The sequence below is a fragment of the Acidimicrobiia bacterium genome (assembly GCA_036271555.1).
GTDB lineage: Bacteria > Actinomycetota > Acidimicrobiia > IMCC26256 > PALSA-610 > DATBAK01.
Window position 1 is genome coordinate 18,041 of the sequence record DATBAK010000003.1, and the last position, 19,457, is coordinate 37,497.

The 19,457-nt window shown below is 71.8% G+C and carries 20 protein-coding genes; 15 read left to right on the top strand and 5 right to left on the bottom strand.

Features of this window, described 5'->3' with window-relative positions; translation table 11 throughout:
• On the bottom strand, positions 1-1,725 hold the full coding sequence (locus VH914_01270; protein HEX4489810.1) for a non-ribosomal peptide synthetase: 1,725 nt from the start codon (positions 1,723-1,725) through the stop codon (positions 1-3).
• Between the two features lie 159 nt (positions 1,726-1,884).
• On the opposite strand from VH914_01270, the gene VH914_01275 reads away from it, so the two are divergent.
• The 4 genes from VH914_01275 (at position 1,885) to VH914_01290 (ending at position 5,320) form a co-directional block, all read left to right on the top strand.
• Positions 1,885-3,150, top strand: a complete 1,266-nt coding sequence (locus VH914_01275) for an MFS transporter (protein ID HEX4489811.1) — start codon at positions 1,885-1,887, stop codon at positions 3,148-3,150.
• Positions 3,151-3,252: 102 nt separating this feature from the next.
• Positions 3,253-3,672: a DUF6069 family protein gene (locus tag VH914_01280; protein ID HEX4489812.1), complete on the top strand. Its 420-nt coding sequence runs from the start codon at positions 3,253-3,255 to the stop codon at positions 3,670-3,672.
• A gap of 54 nt (positions 3,673-3,726) precedes the next feature.
• Positions 3,727-4,092 (top strand): YciI family protein, encoded by a 366-nt coding sequence (locus VH914_01285; GenBank protein ID HEX4489813.1) that lies wholly within the window; start codon positions 3,727-3,729, stop codon positions 4,090-4,092.
• Between the two features lie 7 nt (positions 4,093-4,099).
• Positions 4,100-5,320: an RNA polymerase sigma factor gene (locus VH914_01290; GenBank protein ID HEX4489814.1), complete on the top strand. Its 1,221-nt coding sequence runs from the start codon at positions 4,100-4,102 to the stop codon at positions 5,318-5,320.
• Here the strand turns inward: VH914_01290 and VH914_01295 are convergent.
• Positions 5,317-5,676 (bottom strand): MmcQ/YjbR family DNA-binding protein, encoded by a 360-nt coding sequence (locus tag VH914_01295; protein HEX4489815.1) that lies wholly within the window; start codon positions 5,674-5,676, stop codon positions 5,317-5,319. The genes VH914_01290 and VH914_01295 overlap by 4 nt on opposite strands.
• 236 nt (positions 5,677-5,912) lie before the next feature.
• Between VH914_01295 and VH914_01300 the strand changes: the two genes are divergently transcribed.
• A complete protein-coding gene (locus VH914_01300; GenBank protein HEX4489816.1) occupies positions 5,913-6,992 on the top strand; it encodes a PHB depolymerase family esterase in 1,080 nt (359 codons plus the stop codon).
• 10 nt (positions 6,993-7,002) lie between these two features.
• On the opposite strand, the gene VH914_01305 is transcribed toward VH914_01300, so the two are convergent.
• Entirely contained in the window at positions 7,003-8,736 is a 1,734-nt protein-coding gene (locus VH914_01305) for a DNA polymerase (protein ID HEX4489817.1), read from the bottom strand.
• 136 nt (positions 8,737-8,872) lie between these two features.
• Positions 8,873-9,436, bottom strand: a complete 564-nt coding sequence (locus VH914_01310; GenBank protein ID HEX4489818.1) for a hypothetical protein — start codon at positions 9,434-9,436, stop codon at positions 8,873-8,875.
• 476 nt (positions 9,437-9,912) lie between these two features.
• Between VH914_01310 and VH914_01315 the strand changes: the two genes are divergently transcribed.
• From VH914_01315 to VH914_01360, 10 genes are all read left to right on the top strand, one after another.
• Positions 9,913-10,191 carry a hypothetical protein gene (locus VH914_01315; GenBank protein ID HEX4489819.1) on the top strand — a complete coding sequence of 93 codons (279 nt, stop codon included), beginning with the start codon at positions 9,913-9,915 and terminating at the stop codon, positions 10,189-10,191.
• A complete protein-coding gene (locus VH914_01320; GenBank protein ID HEX4489820.1) occupies positions 10,188-10,910 on the top strand; it encodes a phosphatase PAP2 family protein in 723 nt (240 codons plus the stop codon). Before VH914_01315 ends, VH914_01320 begins: the two co-directional genes overlap by 4 nt.
• 10 nt (positions 10,911-10,920) lie before the next feature.
• Entirely contained in the window at positions 10,921-11,343 is a 423-nt protein-coding gene (locus VH914_01325) for a PPOX class F420-dependent oxidoreductase (GenBank protein ID HEX4489821.1), read from the top strand.
• Entirely contained in the window at positions 11,340-12,131 is a 792-nt protein-coding gene (locus VH914_01330) for an RNA methyltransferase (protein ID HEX4489822.1), read from the top strand. Before VH914_01325 ends, VH914_01330 begins: the two co-directional genes overlap by 4 nt.
• Before the next feature lie 78 nt (positions 12,132-12,209).
• Positions 12,210-14,984: an EAL domain-containing protein gene (locus VH914_01335; GenBank protein ID HEX4489823.1), complete on the top strand. Its 2,775-nt coding sequence runs from the start codon at positions 12,210-12,212 to the stop codon at positions 14,982-14,984.
• Positions 14,985-15,110: 126 nt separating this feature from the next.
• Positions 15,111-16,145 (top strand): right-handed parallel beta-helix repeat-containing protein, encoded by a 1,035-nt coding sequence (locus VH914_01340; GenBank protein ID HEX4489824.1) that lies wholly within the window; start codon positions 15,111-15,113, stop codon positions 16,143-16,145.
• 107 nt (positions 16,146-16,252) lie between these two features.
• The gene (locus VH914_01345) at positions 16,253-16,804 is read left to right on the top strand and encodes a hypothetical protein (GenBank protein HEX4489825.1); all 552 of its coding nucleotides are present in this window, start codon (positions 16,253-16,255) and stop codon (positions 16,802-16,804) included.
• Positions 16,801-17,847, top strand: a complete 1,047-nt coding sequence (locus tag VH914_01350) for a hypothetical protein (GenBank protein ID HEX4489826.1) — start codon at positions 16,801-16,803, stop codon at positions 17,845-17,847. Before VH914_01345 ends, VH914_01350 begins: the two co-directional genes overlap by 4 nt.
• Complete coding sequence (locus VH914_01355; protein ID HEX4489827.1) at positions 17,844-18,122, top strand: hypothetical protein; 279 nt, start codon at positions 17,844-17,846, stop codon at positions 18,120-18,122. Before VH914_01350 ends, VH914_01355 begins: the two co-directional genes overlap by 4 nt.
• A complete protein-coding gene (locus VH914_01360; protein HEX4489828.1) occupies positions 18,119-18,577 on the top strand; it encodes a MarR family transcriptional regulator in 459 nt (152 codons plus the stop codon). The genes VH914_01355 and VH914_01360 overlap by 4 nt, the downstream gene beginning before the upstream one ends.
• On the opposite strand, the gene VH914_01365 is transcribed toward VH914_01360, so the two are convergent.
• Positions 18,574-19,452: a L,D-transpeptidase family protein gene (locus VH914_01365; GenBank protein ID HEX4489829.1), complete on the bottom strand. Its 879-nt coding sequence runs from the start codon at positions 19,450-19,452 to the stop codon at positions 18,574-18,576. The two genes, VH914_01360 and VH914_01365, sit on opposite strands and share 4 nt — an antisense overlap.
• Between the last annotated feature and the right edge of the window lie 5 nt (positions 19,453-19,457).

Here is a 19,457-nt window from a genome sequence, read left to right on the forward strand (position 1 = left end):
TCACTCCGCAGCGGAGTGCAACGCTCGGGCGTCGCGCTCGATGATCGCCGCGATGCCCGCGGCCGTCGGGTTGTCGAACACCTCGAGCAGCTCGACCTCGACGTCGAACTCCTCTTCGAGGCGCGCGACGAGCTGCGCCGCCATGAGCGAGTGCCCGCCGAGCTCGAAGAAGTTGTCGTCGCGACCGACCGCCGGCAACGCGAAGAGCTCCTCGAGGATGGCGCCGACCGCGCACTCCGTCGCCGTGCGCCCGACCTGTTCCGGACGGACCGCGACCACGGGCGCCGGCAGCGCGTCGCGGTCGACCTTGCCGCTGCTCGTGAGCGGGAACGCGTCGAGCGCGACGAACGCGCTCGGGACCATCGCCGCCGGTAGCCGGCGTGCAACGTGCGCGCGCATTTCGCGCCGGTCGACGCTCGAGCCGGCCGCGGGAACGAGGTAGGCGACGACCTGTGCACCGCCCGGCGCGCGATCGCGTGCGACGACGCAGCAGCGCGCAACATCGGGATGGGCGCTGAGCACCGACGCGATCTCGTCGAGCTCGACGCGCTGGCCGCGAATCTGCACCTGCTCGTCGACGCGACCGACGAACTCGAGCTCGCCACCGGCCGTCGCGCGCACGAGGTCGCCGGTGCGGTACACGCGCGCGCCCGGGGCGGGAGCGAACGGATCGGGACCGAAGCGCTCGGCGGTGAGGTCGGGGCGACCGAGATAGCCGAGCGCGACGCCGGGGCCGCCGATCCAGAGCTCGCCGCACTCGCCGGCGTGCACCGGGAAGCCGTCGGCGTCGACCACGTAGGTACGAGTCTCCGCGATCGCGCGGCCGATCGTTGGGAGGCCGACGCCGTCGGGATCGACCGCGCCCGAGGTCGACACGACCGTCGCCTCGGTGACGCCGTAGTTGTTGACGACCGTGAACGGAGTGCCGGAACGCGGCCGGAGGTGGAGGCGATCGCCGCCCGTCAGCATCACGCGCAGCGCGACGTCGTCGGGCCACGCGAGCGTCAGCAGCATCTCCGCGAGCGGGGTGGGTACGAACGCGACCGTGATCGCCCGCGCGACGAGCCAGTCCCGAAGCCGGTCGGGTGACGCGACGACGTTCGCATCGGGGACGTGCACGCTCGCGCCCGCGACCAGCGCGGGCCACGTCTCCCACATCGACGCGTCGAACGCAGGGCTCGCGATCCACGACGCGCGGTCGTCGGGTCCGACGGCGAACGCGCGCCCGTGCCAGTCGACGAGGTGCGCGAGATTCGCGTGCGTCACCTGCACGCCCTTCGGCACGCCGGTCGAACCGGACGTGTAGACGACGTACGCGACGTCGTCGCCGTCGACGACATCGTCGAGCGCGCTCGTGCACACGTCGACCGCGCGCGCGATGTCGACGAACATGGCGCCCGCGGCTCCGAGCCGCGCCCCGATCGACGCGCTGCCGATCACGACGCGAGCGCGCGCGTCGCGGATCATGGCGACGAGACGCGCGTCGGGATGCGCCGGGTCGAGCGCAACGTACGCGCCGCCCGCCTTCCACACCGCGAGCGCGGCGACGACCGCGGCCGCGGAGCGCTCCTCGCACAGCGCGACGGGCACACCCGGACCGACACCCGCGGCGCGGAGCCGCTGCGCGAGGCCGTTCGCGCGCCCGTCGAGGGCTGCGAAGGTGATGGGGCCGCGCGCGTCGACGATCGCGATCGCGTTTGGGCCCGCCCGCGCGGTCGCGCGCATTCGAGCATGCACCGACCGACCCAGCCGCCCGCCCCGTTGACCCACGGGCCTTACATAACCGGCGATCCTCCGGGATAAACCGCGAATCGGCGGCCGATTCTCAGGCGAAAGCGGTACGCGAGTCGACGGCGCCCCCGTCGGCGGACTCAGGATGGGACGGTGAGCCTCGACGCCGATCCCGCGGTCCCGGTCCCCGTGCCGATCCGGACCCGGCTCGGGCGGGCGCGGCACCGCACGTTCTCGTCACTCGGCAGCCGCAACTACCGGCTGTTCTTCTTCGGTCAGCTCGTCTCGAACACCGGCAACTGGCTCACGATCGTCGCCCTCACGCTGCTCGTGCTCCACCGCACCAACAGTGGTGTCGCGGTCGGTGCGCTGAGCGCCTGCCAGTTCGGACCGATCCTCCTGCTCTCCGCGTGGGCCGGCGCGATCGCCGACCGCCACGACAAGCGCCGGCTCCTCTTCTTGACGCAGAGCCTCGAGATGTTGCAGTCGGCCGCGCTCGCGGTGCTCGCGTTCCTGCCGCACGCGCCGCTCGGCGCGCTGTTCGCGACCGCGTTCGCGGGCGGCATCTTCCTGTCGTTCGACAACCCGCTGCGCCGCTCCTTCGTGACCGAGATGGTCCCGCGCGAAGAGATGACGAACGCGGTCGCGCTCTACAGCGCGATGGTGAACGCGTCGCGCATCTTCGGCCCCGCGCTCGCGGGTGTGCTCGTGGTCGCGTTCGGGTTCGGTTGGGGCTTCACGGTCGACTCGGCGTCGTACGTGTTCGTGATCGCCGCGCTCGCGATGATGCGGACCGCCGAACTACGACGGGCACCACCGCCCGAGCGCACGAAGGGCGAGATCCGCGCGGGGCTGCGCTACGTCGCGAGCCAGCCGAACCTGCGTATCTCGTTCATCATGCTCGCGGTCGTCGGCGTGCTCGGTTACAACTTGAACGTCGGGCTCCCGCTGTTCGTCGAGCACTCGTTGCATCGCGGCGACGCTGCGTTCACGTTGCTGTACTCGCTCTTCAGCACCGGCGCGCTCGTCAGCGCGCTCGTCGTCGCGGGTCGCAGCCTGGTGCGTCTGCGTCACATCCTCATCGGCGCGGCCGCGTTCGGCATCGCGAACCTGTTGCTCGCGCCGGCGCCGAACATCGCGCTCGCGATCCCCGCGGTGCTGCTCGTGGGCGTCACGAGCATCATGTACATGACCGCGACGACCGCGATCGTGCAGGTCGAGGCGGACCCGTCGATGCACGGCCGGATCCTCGCCCTTCAGGCCGTGTTGCTCGTCGGCTCGGCACCGATCGGCGGCCCCCTCGTGGGCATCATCGCCGACCTCGCCGGAGCCCGGGCGCCGCTCGTGATGGGCGGCGTGGCGTCGATCGCGGCGGCCGCATGGGGCTGGTCCGCGGCCCGCAAGGCGGCCCGCGCGTAATTCTTGGAACGTTCTTCGAGGGGCCTGTCCTCTGGCGGCGAGGTCGTTCGTAGCTCCGGGTGAGAGCCGGCACCGGGTCGGCCCCACCGAAGGGAGCACCCCATGACCGTCACCACCTTCACGGCGCCGACGACCACCACCGAGTCGGTGCGCCACCCCGTCGCCCGCACCGGACTCGTCGCCGGCGCCACCGCCGCAGTCGCGACGACCGCCTACGCGGCCGCGGTGCACGCGGCCGGTGTGTCGTTCGCGATCTCCGGCAAGGCCATCCCGACGCCGGGCTTCGGCGAGGTGACGTTCGTCGCCGCGCTGATCGGCACCGCGATCGCGGCGATCCTCGCCCGGCGCGCCACGCGCCCGCTCCGCACGTTCCTCGTCACGACGGTCGCACTCACCCTCGCGTCGTTCGGCCCGGACCTCACCGCCGACGCGCACGTCTCCACGAAGGTCGCGCTCGTGCTCTCGCACGTGCTCGCCGCCGCGATCGTCATCCCGGCGCTCGCGTCCCGTCTCTCCGACTGACACCCACACGCCCGCAGGCGAGACTTCGCCCGCACGCCCGAAAGGACCCGCACCATGACCCAGTACATGCTCTCCGTCTGGCACACCGACCGTTATCCGATCCCCGAGAGTCCCGAAGACATGCAGCGCATGTTCGGCCAGGTCGACGCCGTGAACGCCGAGATGCAATCGACCGGCGTGTGGGTGTTCGGCGGCGGCCTCGTGAGCCCCGAATCCGCCACCGTCGTGCGCGCGACCAAGGACGCGGACCCCGTCATCACCGACGGACCGTTCGCGGAGACGAAGGAGCTCATGGGCGGCTTCTGGATCCTCGAGCTCCCCGACCTCGACGCCGCGCTCGAATGGGCCGTCAAGGCCGCGACCGCGTGCGAGGGCCCGGTCGAGGTTCGCCCGTTCGAGGCCGAGCCCGCGACGGACTGAACCGGCCGTGCCGCTCGCCGCCATCGACCTCGACCGGATCTTCCGTGAAGAGTCGGGTCGGGTCGTCGCCACCCTGGTCCGTCTCTTCGGCAGCATCGACATCGCCGAAGAGACGGCCCAGGAGGCGTTCGTCGTGGCGGCCGAGCGCTGGCCGGTCGACGGGCTGCCGCCCAATCCCGGCGGCTGGCTCACCACGACCGCCCGCAACCGTGCGATCGACCGCCTCCGCCGCGAAGCGTCCCGGCACGATCGTCACGCGCAGGCCGCGCTCCTCCACGAGGAAGCCGAGCCGAATCAACCGGAGGGCGAGATGAGCGACGACCGCCTCCGACTCGTCTTCACCTGCTGTCACCCGTCGCTCGCGCCCGCGGCGCAGATCGCGCTGACGCTGCGGTTGCTCGGCGGTCTCGAGACGCCCGAGATCGCGCGGGCGTTCCTCGTCCCGGAGGCGACCATGGCGAAGCGCCTCGTGCGCGCGAAGCGCAAGATCCGCGACGCGAAGATCCCGTATCGCGTCCCGCGCGACGCGGAGCTGCCGGCACGCCTGCGCTCGGTGCTGGCGGTGATCTACCTCGTGTTCAACGAGGGCTACACCGCGACCACGGGCGAACAGCTCACCCGGGCCGACCTCTGTGCGGAAGCCGTGCGCCTCGCACGCCTGCTCGCGGAGCTGATGCCCGACGAGCCCGAGGTCTTCGGTCTGCTCGCGCTGCTGCTGCTCACCGAGTCACGGCGCGCGACGCGTACTGCCGACGACGGGACGATGGTGCTGCTCGCCGATCAGGATCGCGGTGCGTGGGACCGCGCGCTCGTCGTCGAGGGTCAGGACATCGTGCGTCGGTGCCTGCGCCGCAACCAGCCCGGCCCGTACCAGATCCAGGCCGCGATCAACGCGGTGCACAGCGACGCCGCGACCGCGGACACCACCGACTGGTCACAGATCGTCGCGCTCTACGACCAGCTGATGGTGCTCGCGCCGAGTCCGGTCGTCGCGCTCAACCGCGCGGTCGCGCTCGCAGAGCTCGACGGGCCGGGAGTCGCGCTCGCGGCGGTGGACGCGCTCGAGGAGCTCGAGCAGTACCACCTCTTCCATGCCGCGCGCGCCGATCTGCTCGCGCGTCTCGCGCGCGTCGACGACGCGCATGCTGCCTACGACCGTGCCATCGCGCTGGCGACGAACGCGGCCGAACGCGACCTGCTCGCGCGCAAGCGGGCCGCGGTCGGTTAGTCGGTCCGATGCGCGGCCGCGACCTTCTTGGGTACGACCATGCGCCACGCGTCGAGCACGATCTCGCGCATCTCGACCGCGTCGATCGCCGCGAGCCGGACGACGCACCACTGATACCGGAGATCGGACGCGCTCGGCATGAGGAACTTGGCGGGCTCCGACGCGACGAGCGCCTCTCGCTCCTCCTTCGGGAACGCGAAGCCCATGAGCGTCTCGTCGTGCGAGAACGCGAGGTAGACGATGCGGCCGACGCGGAACTTCACGCGACCGCGCACGACTGCCTCGTACGAGCGGGGCAGCGTCAGCGCGAGGGCGCGGACTGCATCGAGCGAAGCCGGCGGGTCGGTACGGGCCACCGCTCCATCATCGCGTCGAGGTACGGCGCGCACACCTCGCACCATGCCGTCCGCGACGCCCGATCCCACGCCACGCAGTCGCCCGCGTAGAGGCGTCGCCGGCAGCGGGCGCAGCTCACGTTGGCTCGAAGGTTCACGAGTCGCACCTTCGACCCGTCGGCCGGAGCCGCCCGATCTGAAGGCGCCGCGGCCGAGTCGCCCGCGCGCGGTCCGTCGAGCGGGCAGGATGCCCAGCCGTGAAGCGAATCGCGCTCGTCGTCGTCATCGTCGTCATCGTCGTCACCGCGCTCGCGGCGTGCTCGAGCGGATCGAAGCCCGCGACGAAGGCGACGTCGTCGGCTCCGTCGACCGCCGCACCCACCACCACGCTGCCGCGCGCCACCCGCCCGCTCGCGTCGCGCGCCGGTGCGTCCGTCTACCGGATCACGGTCGGGGGCCGGACGCGCGACTACCGGCTCCACGTCCCGCCCGCGGCGCGCCGGGGATCGCCGCTCCCGCTCGTGCTGAACCTGCACGGCGCGACGCAGAACGCGACGATCCAGGAGCTGCAGACCGGCATGGACGCGTCGTCGGATCGCGACGGGTATCTCGTCGCCTATCCCGACGGCACCCGCATCGCGAAGCAGCTCACGCCGGATCCGGTCGCCGGCGACGCGCAGTACGGGTTCGACGCGGGCGCGTGCTGCGGCGATCCGAGCACGAACCACCTCGACGACGTCGACTTCCTGCTCAGTGTGATCTCCGATGTCGCCGCGCACACACCCGTCGACCTGCGACGCGTGTACGTCACCGGCATGTCGAACGGCGGGATGATGGCGTACGCGATGGCCGCGCAGGCGTCGACGCGGATCGCGGCGATCGCGTCGGTCGCGGGACAGCTCGAGCTCCCGACCATCCATCCGCAGCGCCCGGTCCCCACGCTCGAGTTCCACAGCGTCGACGACCCGATCGCACGGTTCGAGGGAGCATCGGGCGCAACGCCGCCCGACCGCTACTCGGTGATGGACGGGATCCACGCGTGGGTGCGCGCCGACCACTGCGACGCGACCCCGCGCGTCGGGACGCCCATCGTCGGCACCGGCGCGTCGGCCGGCCTCGGCGCGACGCTCGTGACCTATTCGGGTTGCCGCGGCGGCAGCGAGGTCGCGCTCTGGAAGCTGCGCGGCTCGGGACACGTGTGGCCGGGCGCACCCTTCAACACCGGACCGCGGAACACCTGGCTGCTCGACGGCGTCGGTCGCGGCACGACGCTGCTCGACGCGAACGAAGTGATGTGGCGCTTCTTCGAACGCTTCGCGCTCCCGGCGACACCGTGAGCGTTGCTCCTCAACCCTTGGCGTCGGACCAGCGCGCGATCACGGATACCTCGGCGATGAAGCGCACCGAGCCGTCCGGGGCCCACCGGCTCGCGGCCTCCTGGAGACAATCCGTGACGAGCTGCGCCGCGTCGGCGCCGTTCGTGGCCGGGACGTGTACGAGCAGCTCGTCGTGCAGGCAGAGCACGATGCGCGCGTCGAGCTCCGCGCCACGCGCCCGCACGGTCGCCGCCCACGCTTTGAACAGCTCCGCGGCCGCGCCCTGCACCATTGCGTTGCGTCCGTAGCGACCACGCGCGCTCACGCGCGCACGCGCGTCGTGGGGATCGAGCTCGGCGTCGGCCGCGAGCGAACCCATCGGGATGAGCCGGCCGCCGTAGGTCCGCAACGCCTGCGCGGCCTGCGCGGCGCGGTCCGCCTCCTGCAGGTACGCCATCGCGACCGGATACGCGTCGTCGAGCCGGCGCAGCGCCCGCGCGCCGTGGCCGGTCGTCTGCCCGTACATCGCGCCGAGGACCGCGACCTTCGCCGTCGCGCGGTCGACGTCGAGCGCCGCCGCGACCGGCGCGTAGAGGTCGTCGGCCTGCGTCGCGCGTGCCAACGCGGCGTCACCGGAGACCGCGGCGAGTACGCGCGGCTCGATCTGTCCGAGGTCGGCGCGCACGAACACGTGCCCGGCCTCGGCGACGACGGCGGCGCGCATGTCGGCCGGCAGGTTGTGGAGCCCGGCCGATGCCGTCATCCGGCCCGCGGCGCCGTCGCATCCCGTCCACGCGCCGCGCAAGCGGCCGTCGTGCACGTTCTCGTCGAGCCAGGCATAGCCGTAGGTCGTCGCGATCCGTTCGCCCTTGCGCCACGTGAGCAGCGCGTCGACGACGGGATGCGCGGCGCGCACGCTCTCCAATCGCGCGGCGCGCGTGTCGGGAACCTCGATGCCGACCGCACCGAGCATCGACTTCACCTGACCGGGACTTCGGAGGTCGAACGCCGCGCCCGCGGGCAGATGGCGCAGCACCGCGGCGTCGCGCGCGTCCCGGGTGCGCTGCGCATCGGCTTCCGAACGCGGGCGCGGACCCACCGCGCCGGCGATGAGCTCCTGCGCGACCGCGAGGTCGACCGGCAGCCCGTCGACCGAGAGCTCCGCGCAGAGCAGCTCGGCCGCCGACTCCGACCGCGCGAGCGACGCGGCCGCGGGTCGATCGATCGTCGCGAGGTCGCGCTGCTGGTGCTCGGCGAGGCGCGCCGCGAGCTGCGCCCAGCGCGCGACCCGCGCGAGGGACACGGCCCACTCGCCGCGCGCCCAGTCGGCGCGCAGGTAGCCGTCGCGTCGGACCGGCTCCTCGGGGTCGCCGGCGTCGGTGTCGAGCTCGCTGAACAGATCCGGAGGCCGGTCGGTCGGGATGCCGTCCGGTGCGAGCCGGTGCGCGTCGACCCAGATGCGATCGGGCTCGGCGTTCCACCCGCCGCGCAGGATGCGATGCACTGCCGCGAGGTCCCACGCGGTCGCGACCCGCACGCCCGCCTCGACGAGGACGCGCGCGGTCCCGTTCGACCACATCACCCAGCGCGGCCGCAGCTCCGCTTCGATGCGCGCCACGTCGTCGGCCGCCTCCCCCGCGCGCGCCGCCGACGCGGTCTCGGTCGCGCACGCGTACCCGACACCGGGCGCGACCGCGAGCGCGACGAGATCGCCCCGCTCGATGCCGAGCGCACGCAGCTCGTCGAGCAGTCCGGGCTCCGCCACGCCGCCACCCTCGCGCGGGATCGTCTTCGTCGCGCCCGCTGCGCCCGCTGCGCCCGCCGCGACCAACGCCTCCGCCGACCAGCAAGGTCGTGCCGCTCGCTCCGGTCGCGCGCTCAGACGCGAGCGACCGCGCTCGTCAGCGGCGGCGGGCGCGCTCGAACGGGCGGCGGTCGGCGTCGGCCGTGAGATCGATGGTGTCGGCGCCCGGCTCCAGCGGGCGCGCCGCGTCGGTCGCGTCGATCGTGCCCGCGAGGACGACGGGCGGCACCGCCGCGGGTGAGCGCAGCTCGCCGACGAGCGCCCGGAGGACTGTGTCGACGTCGTCGAGCGTCTCGCGGCGGGCGCGGCGGTCCGCGTCGAGGCTCTCGGCCACCCGCTCGAACGAGTCGGCAACGCGATGGAGCGCGTCGACGAGCGCCCGGTCGTCGTCGACCGGTTCGACGGGCGGCGGCGGGGCCGGCTCGACCGCGTCGAGGGACGGCTCGGGTTCGGGATGGAGCGCCGGGGCGGCATGGTCGTCGACGTCGCGACCCACGAGCACGTGGGCCCGCTCCGGGTCGTGGACCTCGGGACGCTCGAACGTCTCGGACCCGGACCGACCGCCGGACGACCCGAAGACCTCGGAGCCCACGACGTCGAAGCCGAGCATCCACGGCTCGCCGCAGGCGTCACGACCGTCGTCGCCGGAGCGTCCGCGCACGCGCGCCCACAGCATCCGGAGCCGAGAAGCGTCGGGAGCGTGCGGGGCAGAACGGGTCACGGGCGGGCGGGTCGACCGGGTCGCGAAGGCGGTCGCGCCGCTCGCGGTGACGGTATCGCCGCCCCGGCGCCGGATTGCGGATGCACGCGCGCGCGGGAACCATGGTCGTCGCTTCCACTACCGTCCCTTCCCTCACGGTCGGCCCGACGGCCGGAGGACGGAATCTCCCGAGCATGTCCGAAACGCCCGTCCCAACTCTGGGTCCCAACCGCGCGCGCGAAGAGACCGCGCGGAGATGGCGCAAGCGGCGTAGCCGACTGCGCCGGGTCCTCCGGCGCGCCGGTGACGTCGCGCTGATCGCGTTGGCCATCGTCGCGATCGTCTTCGGCCTGCAGCGCGCACACGGCGGGGGCGGCGGGAAGGGATCGCCCACCAGCAGCGCGGCACCGGGCTCAGTCGACGCCAGGTACCCGCCGATGCAGGACGTGAAGATCACCGGCTGCAACTACTGGAAGAGCCTCTATGCGGGCGGCGTCACGCTGAGCGTGCTGAACCACTCCCCGATCGCGTGGACGTATTACGTCGACGTGCAATGGGTGAGCGGGGCGAAGAAGTTCTCGGAGACGGTGCTGCACTCGAAGCGGGTTCCCGGTTATCACTCACTGCGCATGGGCGGATTCGGCCTCGCGCCGAATCACACGCCGCCGACGCGCCTGAAGTGCTCGGTCCTGAGCGTGCGCCGGGTCGGCACGTGAGCACCGCGACCGACCACGCCCCGGGCCCGCCGGGCGAGCCCGCCGCACCCCTCGTCGCGGCCGCGCTCGTCGTCGCCGCGTCGGTGATCGTCGCCGCGGTCCTTGCGCTCCTCGTGCACCACGGCGTCGGCTTCGTGCGCTTCGACCGTCGCGGCCTGCACCTCGTGCGCACGCACGACACGCCGATGCTCGTCGACGCGTCACGCGCGCTCGCCGACCTCGGCACGCTGCAAGTGCTCGTCGTCCTGGCGCTCCTCGCCGCGGTGGCACTGCGGATCCTGCGAGTGCATCCCGTCCTCTGCGCGGTGCCGCTCGCCTCGCTCCTGCTCACGGGCGCGCTGGTCGAGATGACGAAGCTCGCGATCCCGCGTGCGAGTCCGAACACGTACTTCCGCTGGGGTGTGGAGCGCGGGATCGGTTCGTCGTTCCCGTCGGGCCACGCCGCGGACGCGACCGCGCTCGCGGTGGGTGTTGCGATCGTCGTGGGCGCGGTGCTCGTGCACCGGCCCGCGCAACGCGTGGTCGTCGGCGCGGCCGCGGTCGCGGTCTCGATCGCCGCGGGCGTGGGCCGGCTCGTGCTCGGGGTGCACTGGCCGACCGACGTGCTCGCGGGCTGGGCGATCGGTCTCGGCACCGCCGTCGTGGTCGCGACGGCGGGTGTGCTCGCGACCCAACGAAGCACGAACGCGCCCGCCGATCGCGTCGACGCCCGGGCGTAGTGTCGGCGGCATGGAGCTCGCCGCCGCCCTCGACTTCGCCCGCGCCCGTCACCAAGGCGCGTTGACGACCCTGCGGCGCGACGGCCGCGCGCAGATCTCGAACATCGTGTACGCCATCGGTACCGACGGCGTCGCACGCATCTCCGTCACCGACGGGCGCGCCAAGACCAAGAACCTGCGCCGCGACCCGCGCGCGCTGCTCTACGTGCACGGCGAGAGCCACTGGATCTACGCCGTGCTCGACGGCGAAGCCGAGCTGTCGCCGGTCGCCGAGCGGCCCGACGACGCGACGGCCGACGAGCTGGTCGACGTCTACCGCGCGCTGTCGGGCGAGCACCCGAACTGGGACGAGTACCGCGCCGCGATGGTCGCGGAACGTCGGCTCGTCGTCCGCCTCCGCGCGACGAGCGCGTACGGCCAGCTCCCCGGGTGACCGGCGAGCACCTCGCCGACTTCGTTCTCCTCAACGATCCCGAGCTGCGCAAGCGCGTCGAAGCCGACGTCGGCTTCTTCGTCGCCGAGGGACCGCTCGCGGTGCGCGCGTTGCTCGCCTCCTCGTATCGCGTGCGTTCGGTTCTCGTGACCCCCGCGCAACACGATGCGCTCGCCGACGTCCTCGATGGGCTCGACGCGCCGGTGCACGTCGTGACGCCCGCGGTGATGCGCGAGACCGTCGGCTTCGACCTGCACCGCGGCGCGCTCGCGTCCGCCGACCGCGCGCCGCTCCCCGACCTCGAGACCGTGCTCGCGGGCGCGAGCCGCGTCGCCGTGCTCGAACGCGTGAACGACCACGAGAACCTCGGCGCGCTGTTCCGCAACGCGGCCGCCTTCGGCTTCGACGCGGTGCTCCTCTGCCCGCAGTGCAGCGACCCGCTCTACCGGCGCACGGTGCGGGTCTCGATCGGGCACGTGCTGCACGTGCCGTGGACCCGCGCGACCCCGTGGCCGGGCGCGCTCGACCGGCTGCGCACCCTCGGCTTCCGCCGCCTGGCGCTCACGCCGCAGCCACCGGCGCGCCCCCTCGACGCCGTCGAGGCCGGCACGGGCGACCGGATCGCGGTGCTCATCGGCGCCGAAGGACCCGGCCTCAGCAGCGAGGCCCTCTCCGCGGCCGACGAGCGGATCCGGATCCCGATGGCCCCCGGCGTCGACTCCCTCAACCTGGCCGTGGCCGCCGCCCTGGCCTTCTCCCGGCTCGCAGCCTCGGGCACGCTCGCCTGAGCCGGCGGGCCCACCCGTTCGCATCAAGCCCCCGGGCCCGCGGACCGATGGGTGTACGTGCAACTCGACGGTCACGGCGTGTGGGATCGAACCCGCGCGACCTGGAAGACCTCGCGCCGGTTCTGTGCGCTCGGCGTGCTCGCCGCGGTGACGGTGACGGCCTTCTTCGTGATGCTCGTCGCGGGTCCCGTCAGCCACGGCACGCGGCTCTTCGACGACCTCGGCCAGGCCGGCGCCGCGCTGCTCGCGGGCTTCGCCGGCCGCTACCGCTCGCGGCGGATCACCGACCGCGTCCGCTACTTCTGGTGGTGGCTCAGCGCGTCCGCGTTCGTGTGGGCCGGCGGCGAGCTCGTCTGGTCGGGTTACGAGCTGCTCGGCCACCGCGCGCCGTTCCCGTCGTTCGCCGACCTCGGGTTCTTCCTCGCGGTACCGGCGATCGCGTGCGCGATCGTGTCGCTCGTCCCGCAGGACGTCCGGCCGGTCGCGCAGGCCCGCATCGCGGTCGATTCGGTGATCGTCGCCTCGTCGATGCTGTTCGTCGGCTGGTTCCTGCTGCGCGACCGCCTCTACGCCGCGGGTCACGGGCACTCCGCGCTGCAACAGGTCGTCGGGGTCGCGTTCCCGATGGGCGATTTCGCGATCCTCGCGCTCGTCATCATCGCCGCGAGTCACTTCGCGACCCGGCGTGTGCCGTTCGGCCTCGTCGGAATCGCGCTCGTCGCGATCGCCGTCTCCGACGGCACCTACGCGTACTTCATGAATCAGGAGCACCACGCGTCGGGCAACCTCATCGACACCGGTTGGGTGCTCGGCTTCTTGCTCCTCGCACTCGCTGCCTTCAGTCCCGCGGCGGAGTCCGAGGCACCCGCCGAAGAGGAGTTCGAGGACGCCCCGTGGTGGCGGGGCTGGCTGCCGTACCCGGCGGTCCTCCTGTGCGGCACGTTCATCCTCGCCGACGCCATCGGGGGCATCGCGCTGCGCGGTCTGCTGTTGTGGACCGCGATCGTGCTGTTCCTCGCGATCACCGTGCGTCAGCTCGTCGTGCTGCGCGAGAACCACAGCCTCACCCGCGGCCTCGAGGAGACGGTCGAACGGCGCACCGCGGAGCTCCGCAGCAGCGAGGAACGACTGCAGACCGTGATCCAGCACGTGTCCGACGTGATCAGCGTCGTGAACCGGTCGGGCGAGATCCTGTCCGTGAGCTCGTCCGTGCGCGAAGTGCTCGGCTACCGACCCGACGAGCTGAGTGGCGTGAACATCCTGAGCTTCGTGCATCCCGACGAGATCGCACTCATCGAGACGTTCCTCGTCGACATGGCCACCGCGACGAAGCCGACCGCGCACCTCGAGGTGCGCATGCGCCATCGCAGCGGCACGTGGCGCTACACCGAGACCGCGGGCGCCGACCTCACCGAGGACCGCGTGCTCCAGGGCATCGTCCTCACGACGCGCGACGTCACGCAGCGCCGCCAGCTCGAGGAGCAGCTCACCGACCAGGCGTTCCACGACTCGCTCACCGGGCTTCCCAACCGTGCGCTCTTCGGCGACCGGCTCGAGCACGCGGTGTCGCGTGCGACGCGCATCGGCAACCCGCTCGCGGTGCTCTTCATCGACCTCGACGATTTCAAGGCCGTGAACGACACGCTCGGGCATCGCGAAGGCGACGAGCTCCTGCGGCACGTCGCGGCAGACCTCGCGATGTGCGTGCGGCTCTCGGACACCGTCGCGCGGCTCGGCGGTGACGAGTTCGCGGTGCTCATGGAGGACGCGAGCGTCGCCGAGGCGCTCGAGGCCGCCGACCGTATCCAGCACCGGCTCAACCGCCCGATCATGGTGCAGGGTTCGGAGATCGTCGTGTCGGCAAGCGTCGGCGTCGCCGCGACCGACGAGATCGTCGGCGAGAGCAGCGAGCTCATGCGCAACGCCGACATCGCGATGTACAGCGCGAAGACCGACGGCAAGGCGCGCTACAAGTTGTTCGAGTCGTCGATGCACAGCCGTGTCGTCGAGCGCAGCGCGTTGATCGCCGACCTGCGCCACGCCCTCGAACGCCGCGAGATGGACGTGTGCTTCCAGCCGATCATCGAGCTCGCGTCGCTCGACGCGCACGGGTTCGAGGCCCTCGTGCGATGGAACCACCCCGAACGGGGGACGATCGACCCGATCGAGTTCATCAACCTCGCCGAGCAGACCGGCCTGATCGTCGCGATCGGCGAGTACGTGCTCGAGGAGTCGTGCCGGCAGCTCGTCGAGTGGGACGACATGGGCATCGCGGGCGAGGGACTCACCGTGAGCGTCAACGTGTCGGGGCGGCAGCTCATCGCGCCCGACCTCGTCGCGACGGTCGAGCGCGTGTTGCGCGAGACCGGCGTCGAGCCGGCGCGGCTCACGCTCGAGCTCACCGAGAGCATGCTGCTCGACGACATCGACACGTCGACCGAGCAATTGCAGGCGCTGAAGCGACTCGGTGTGCGCCTCGCCATCGACGACTTCGGCACGGGCTACTCGTCGCTCAGCTATCTGCGGCAGCTGCCGGTCGACTTCCTCAAGATCGACCGCTCGTTCATCGAGGGGCTCGACGCGGAGCTCGCGGGCGCGGATCTCGTGCGCGCGATCATCGATCTCGGTCAGCGTCTGCAGCTCACGACGATCGCGGAAGGCATCGAGACGCCCGAGCAGGCGGGCTTCCTCACCGGCGCGGGTTGCCGCCTCGCGCAGGGCTACTACTTCTGCCGGCCGCTCGCGGTGACACAGGTGCACGACTACCTGCGCACGAAAGGTCGCCAGCTGCGCGCGGTCCCGTCCGCAGTCGGCGCGCACACCGACGCGCAGGACATGCCCGCCGCATCCTGAACATCGCGATCATCGCGATCGCACTCACGTCACACGCGTCGCGCGACGAGCGGGTGACGAAGCGCGTGATAAGTGTCCGCCCCGGTAGGACCAGCCTACGGAGGGGGATACGCAATGATGCGAAAAATGGTGGGTTCTCTTTCGGCAATGTTCGTCGTCGGACTGCTCGCTCCCGTCGCGTTCGCGACCGGCGCGCAAGCCGCGACGACGCGCGTGGTGCATCCCGGTGAGTCGATCCAGGCCGCGGTGAACGCGTCCGCACCGGGCGACACCGTGGTGGTCGCGGCCGGCACGTACGCGCAGAGCGTCGGCATCCACGTGTCGGGAATCAAGCTCGTCGGTCAGGGCGCGAAGCTCGTGCCGCCGGCCGACGCGAAGGGGATGGACTGCAGGGAAGGTGGAGCGGTCGGCGACGGCATCTGCATCTTCGGTGGTGACCCCGGCGATCCCGAAGCTCCGGTGCTCGACGGAGTGACCGTGCAAGGAATGACCGTCGTCGGGTTCCCCGACACGGGCATCTTCGCGATCAACCAGACCAACCTCACGTACCTGCGCAACACCGCGCGCGACAACGACGAGTACGGCATGGCCGCGTTCCAGACGGTGAACACGCGCATGCTGCACAACACGTCGACCGGTGGCGGCGAGGCCGACTTCTACCTCGGCGACTCGCCGAACGCGAACGGCCTGATCCGCGCCAACGTCGCGCACAACGGCGGCTTCGGCGTCTTCGTGCGTGACTCCGAAGGCGTGACCGTGCAGGACAACGACATCCGCGGCAACTGCGCCGGGATCTTGGTGCTCGCCGACAACCCGGGGCCGGCCGGCAACGTGACCGCCCGTCACAACACGATCCTGTCGAACACTCGGGCGTGCCCGGCCGACGAGGGGCCGGCGCTGTCGGGGATCGGCGTCGCGCTCGCGGGTGCGAACGACACGAACATCCAGTCGAACGTGATCAGCGGCAACCAGCCCGGCGGCGACACCGCGTTCACCGGTGGTGTGGTGCTCGTCAGCTTCGGGCCGACCCCGCCGACGAACGACGTGATCAGCAAGAACACGTTCAACAACAACTCGAGCGACGTGGCCTCGGACGGGACCGACGTCGGCACGAGCGTGCGGCTCAACCACTGCGGGACCACCCCGGGTCTCTGCAAGTAGATCAGCACCCGATCCTGCGAGGAGCCCCGGTCGCCATGGCCGGGGCTCCTTCGCTTTCTCCGGCTGGCACGTTGTATGCGGCCGCATACAACCGGTATCCTCCCGGCATGACCGACACCGACACGATCTGGGTGCGTCGACCGACGGCCGAACCGGCCGGAGACGAGAGCGCACCGGCCTTCACGCTCGACCGCCCCGTCGGGGGGCTGACGATCGGAGTGCGCGCCGACCGCGCCTGGCGCTCGTGGCAGCTCATCTCGAGCATCTGGTCCGAGCGATTGCAGGGCGAGGGCGCATCGACGATCGAGGTCGAGACCGGCGCGCAGATGGGGCAGCCCGGCGCCGAGGACCGCAAGGAGATCGAAGAGCTCGCGAACACGACCGACGCCGCGATCATCGGCCTCGGCACGTGCGGCTCCTGCACGACGTTCACGATCAAGGACGCGGTCGTCGTCGAAGCGCACTCGAAACCCGTCGTCGCGATCGTCTGCGAGGAGTTCCTCGTGCACGGGCGCAACGTCGCGACGCACCTCGGTCATCGCGACCTGAAGATCCTCGTACTGCCGTATCCGCTCGAGGCACGACCGGAGGACGAGCTGCGCGCGATCGCCGACGAGTACTACCCGAAGGTGCTCGAGCTGCTCGGGGTGTCGGTGTGACGCTCACGAGCGAACGGGTCGAGATCGCGGCCGATCCGCGCGCGCAGTACACGCGTGCGCTCGACGAGCACTGGGGCGACGGCGTTCCTCTGCTCCCCGCGACCGACGACGCGGTCGACGCGTTGCTCGCGGCGTCGCCGTACCCGGCGGATCACGTGCTGTGCGTGCTCCCGCCCGTCAACGGCGTCGCGACCGTCGAGCTCGTCGCGATCAACGCCGCGATGGCCGGTGTCGAGCCCGCGGCGTTCGCGGTCGTCCTCGCCGCGCTCGAAGCGCTGTCGGAACCGGAGTGGAACGCCTTCGGTCTCACCACCACGACCTCGAGCGTGTTCCCGATGCTCATCGTGAACGGCCCGTGCCGCGACGAGCTCGCGATCGACTACCGCGCGAGCTGCATGGGCGGTGCCGCAGGTCGCGGGTCGATGACCATCGGGCGCGCGGTCGCGCTCTGCCTGCGCAACATCGGCGGGCAGCGCGCGGGCGAGACCACGAAATCGGTGTTCGGCCAGCCCGCGCGGCTCGGCTTCTGCATCGGGGAGTGGGAAGAGCGCTCGCCGTGGCCGTCACTCGCGGTGCGGCGTGGCTTTCGCGCCGAGCAGGACGTCGTCACGGTGCACGGCGGCAAGGGCACGTTCCCGATGGCCGACATCCACAACGACGACCCGCGCGACCTGCTCTACCTCATCGCCAAGAGCATCGCCTATCCGCTCGCCAACATGTACCTCGGCAACCCCCAGAACGGCGAGGTCGTGGTCGCGTTCAACCCCATGTGGGCGGAGCGCTTCGGCGCTGCGTTCCCCGATGTCGACGACCTGCAGGCGTACCTGCGCGAGCACGCGTGCCAGCCCGTCGACCTGTGGCCCGAAGGGAACGCGAAGATGCTGCGCGACCGCGGGCGCGTCGACGCGCAGGGCCGCGTGCACCTCGTGGAGCGACCGGACCAGATCGTGCCGATGGTGTGCGGCGGCCTCGGCAGCCTGCACGCGATCGCACTGCCGAGCTTCGGCGAGAGCTTCATGCAGTCGCGCGCCGTCGTGCGATGACGACCGCCGCGCACGCACGCTTCGAGGCCGAGGTCACGAGCGCGGTCGACGAGGTCGCGCGCATCCTGCGCGCCGACGGCGCCGACCTCACGATCGTCGACGCCGACCCGCGCACCGCGCGGGTGAGGCTCGCGTTGGTGCTCGACTCGGTGTCGTGCGAGGACTGCGTGCTGCCACCCCCGATGCTGTTCGACACGATCGAGCAGTCGCTGCACCGCCGCGTCGCGGGCGAGTTCGAGCTGCTGCTCGACGATCCCCGCACCGTCACCGGGTGACCGACGCCGACCCGATCGGCGCCTGGAGCGCGCTGGTCGCGGTGTATCAGAGCGTGCTGCACGACGTCGTGGGCCGGCTCGGCGACGAGGCGGGCATCGACTCCGGGGTGTTCTCCGCGCTGGCCTATCTCGAGCGCTCGGAACCGGCACACCGGATCCGGCTTTCCGAGCTGCAACGGCTCATGCACCCGCGCTACAGCCAGCCGGGCCTGAGCCGGCTCGTGCAGCGGATGGAGACCGACGGCATCGTCGAACGCCGCGCCGATCCCGACGACGGGCGCGCCGCGATCCTCGTCACGACCGCGCGCGGGCGGCGCGCGTACGAGCGCGCGAACCGCGTGTACGAAGCCGCGGTGCACGAGCACTTCGGACGACATCTCGACACGCGCGACGGCGCGCGGCTCGAAGCGATGCTCGGACGCGTGATGACACAGCGCGACGCGGCGCGTCGCTAGGACGTGATCGTCGCGGTCGTCCCCATGATGATGCGCGGCGACCGCGCGGGATCGAGCCACCGCAACACCGACACGAGCTCCGACACCGGGAGCGCGACGCAGCCCGCGGTCGACGAGCCGTCGGACACGTGGAAGAAGATCGCGCTGCCGAGCCCCGGCGTGCGCGCGGTGTTGTACGCGATCACGGCGCCGTAGTCGTACGCCGACACGTACATCGGCTCAGGATTCGCGCCGGCCGACTGTGCGTGGGTGTCGATCCAGAGGTTGTAGTTGGGGCTCGCGGAGTCGTCGTCCCACACGATCCACGAGCCGGGGATCGACCGGTACTCGTAGTGCACGCCGGGGTTGGCGAGCCGGCCGAAGAAGAACGAGAACCCGTACGCGCCCGACGGCGTCCGGCCGTCGCCCTCGCGCTTCGCACCGATCGGCGCGAAGCCGTTGCGACCGACGCGCGCGGTCCACGGGCCGAAGACCTCCTGCCATCCGCTCGCGCCGCGCTGCCACGCGGTGAGCGTTGCGTACGACGTTCCGTATCCGGACGCGTCGACCGCAACGATCTGTTGCGCGTTCCCCACACCGACGAGCTGGTCGATCAACGGACGCGGGGGTGCTGCGGTCGTCGGGGGGCTCGTCGGTGGCGGCGTCGTGGTCGCCGGCGCGGTCGGCGGCGCGGTCGCCGGCGGAGCCATCGTGGTCGGCGGCAACGTGGTCGGCGGCAACGTGGTCGTCGCCGACGTCGTGGTGGTCGACGCGGTCGTGGTCGTGCGCGGCTTCGCGGTCGACGCCGTCTCGGCGTGCTTCGAGGAACCGCCGCACGCGGTGAGCGCGACGGCGAGCGCGAGCGCGCCGAAGTACGCGGGAGTTCGAGCTGGCATCCGCT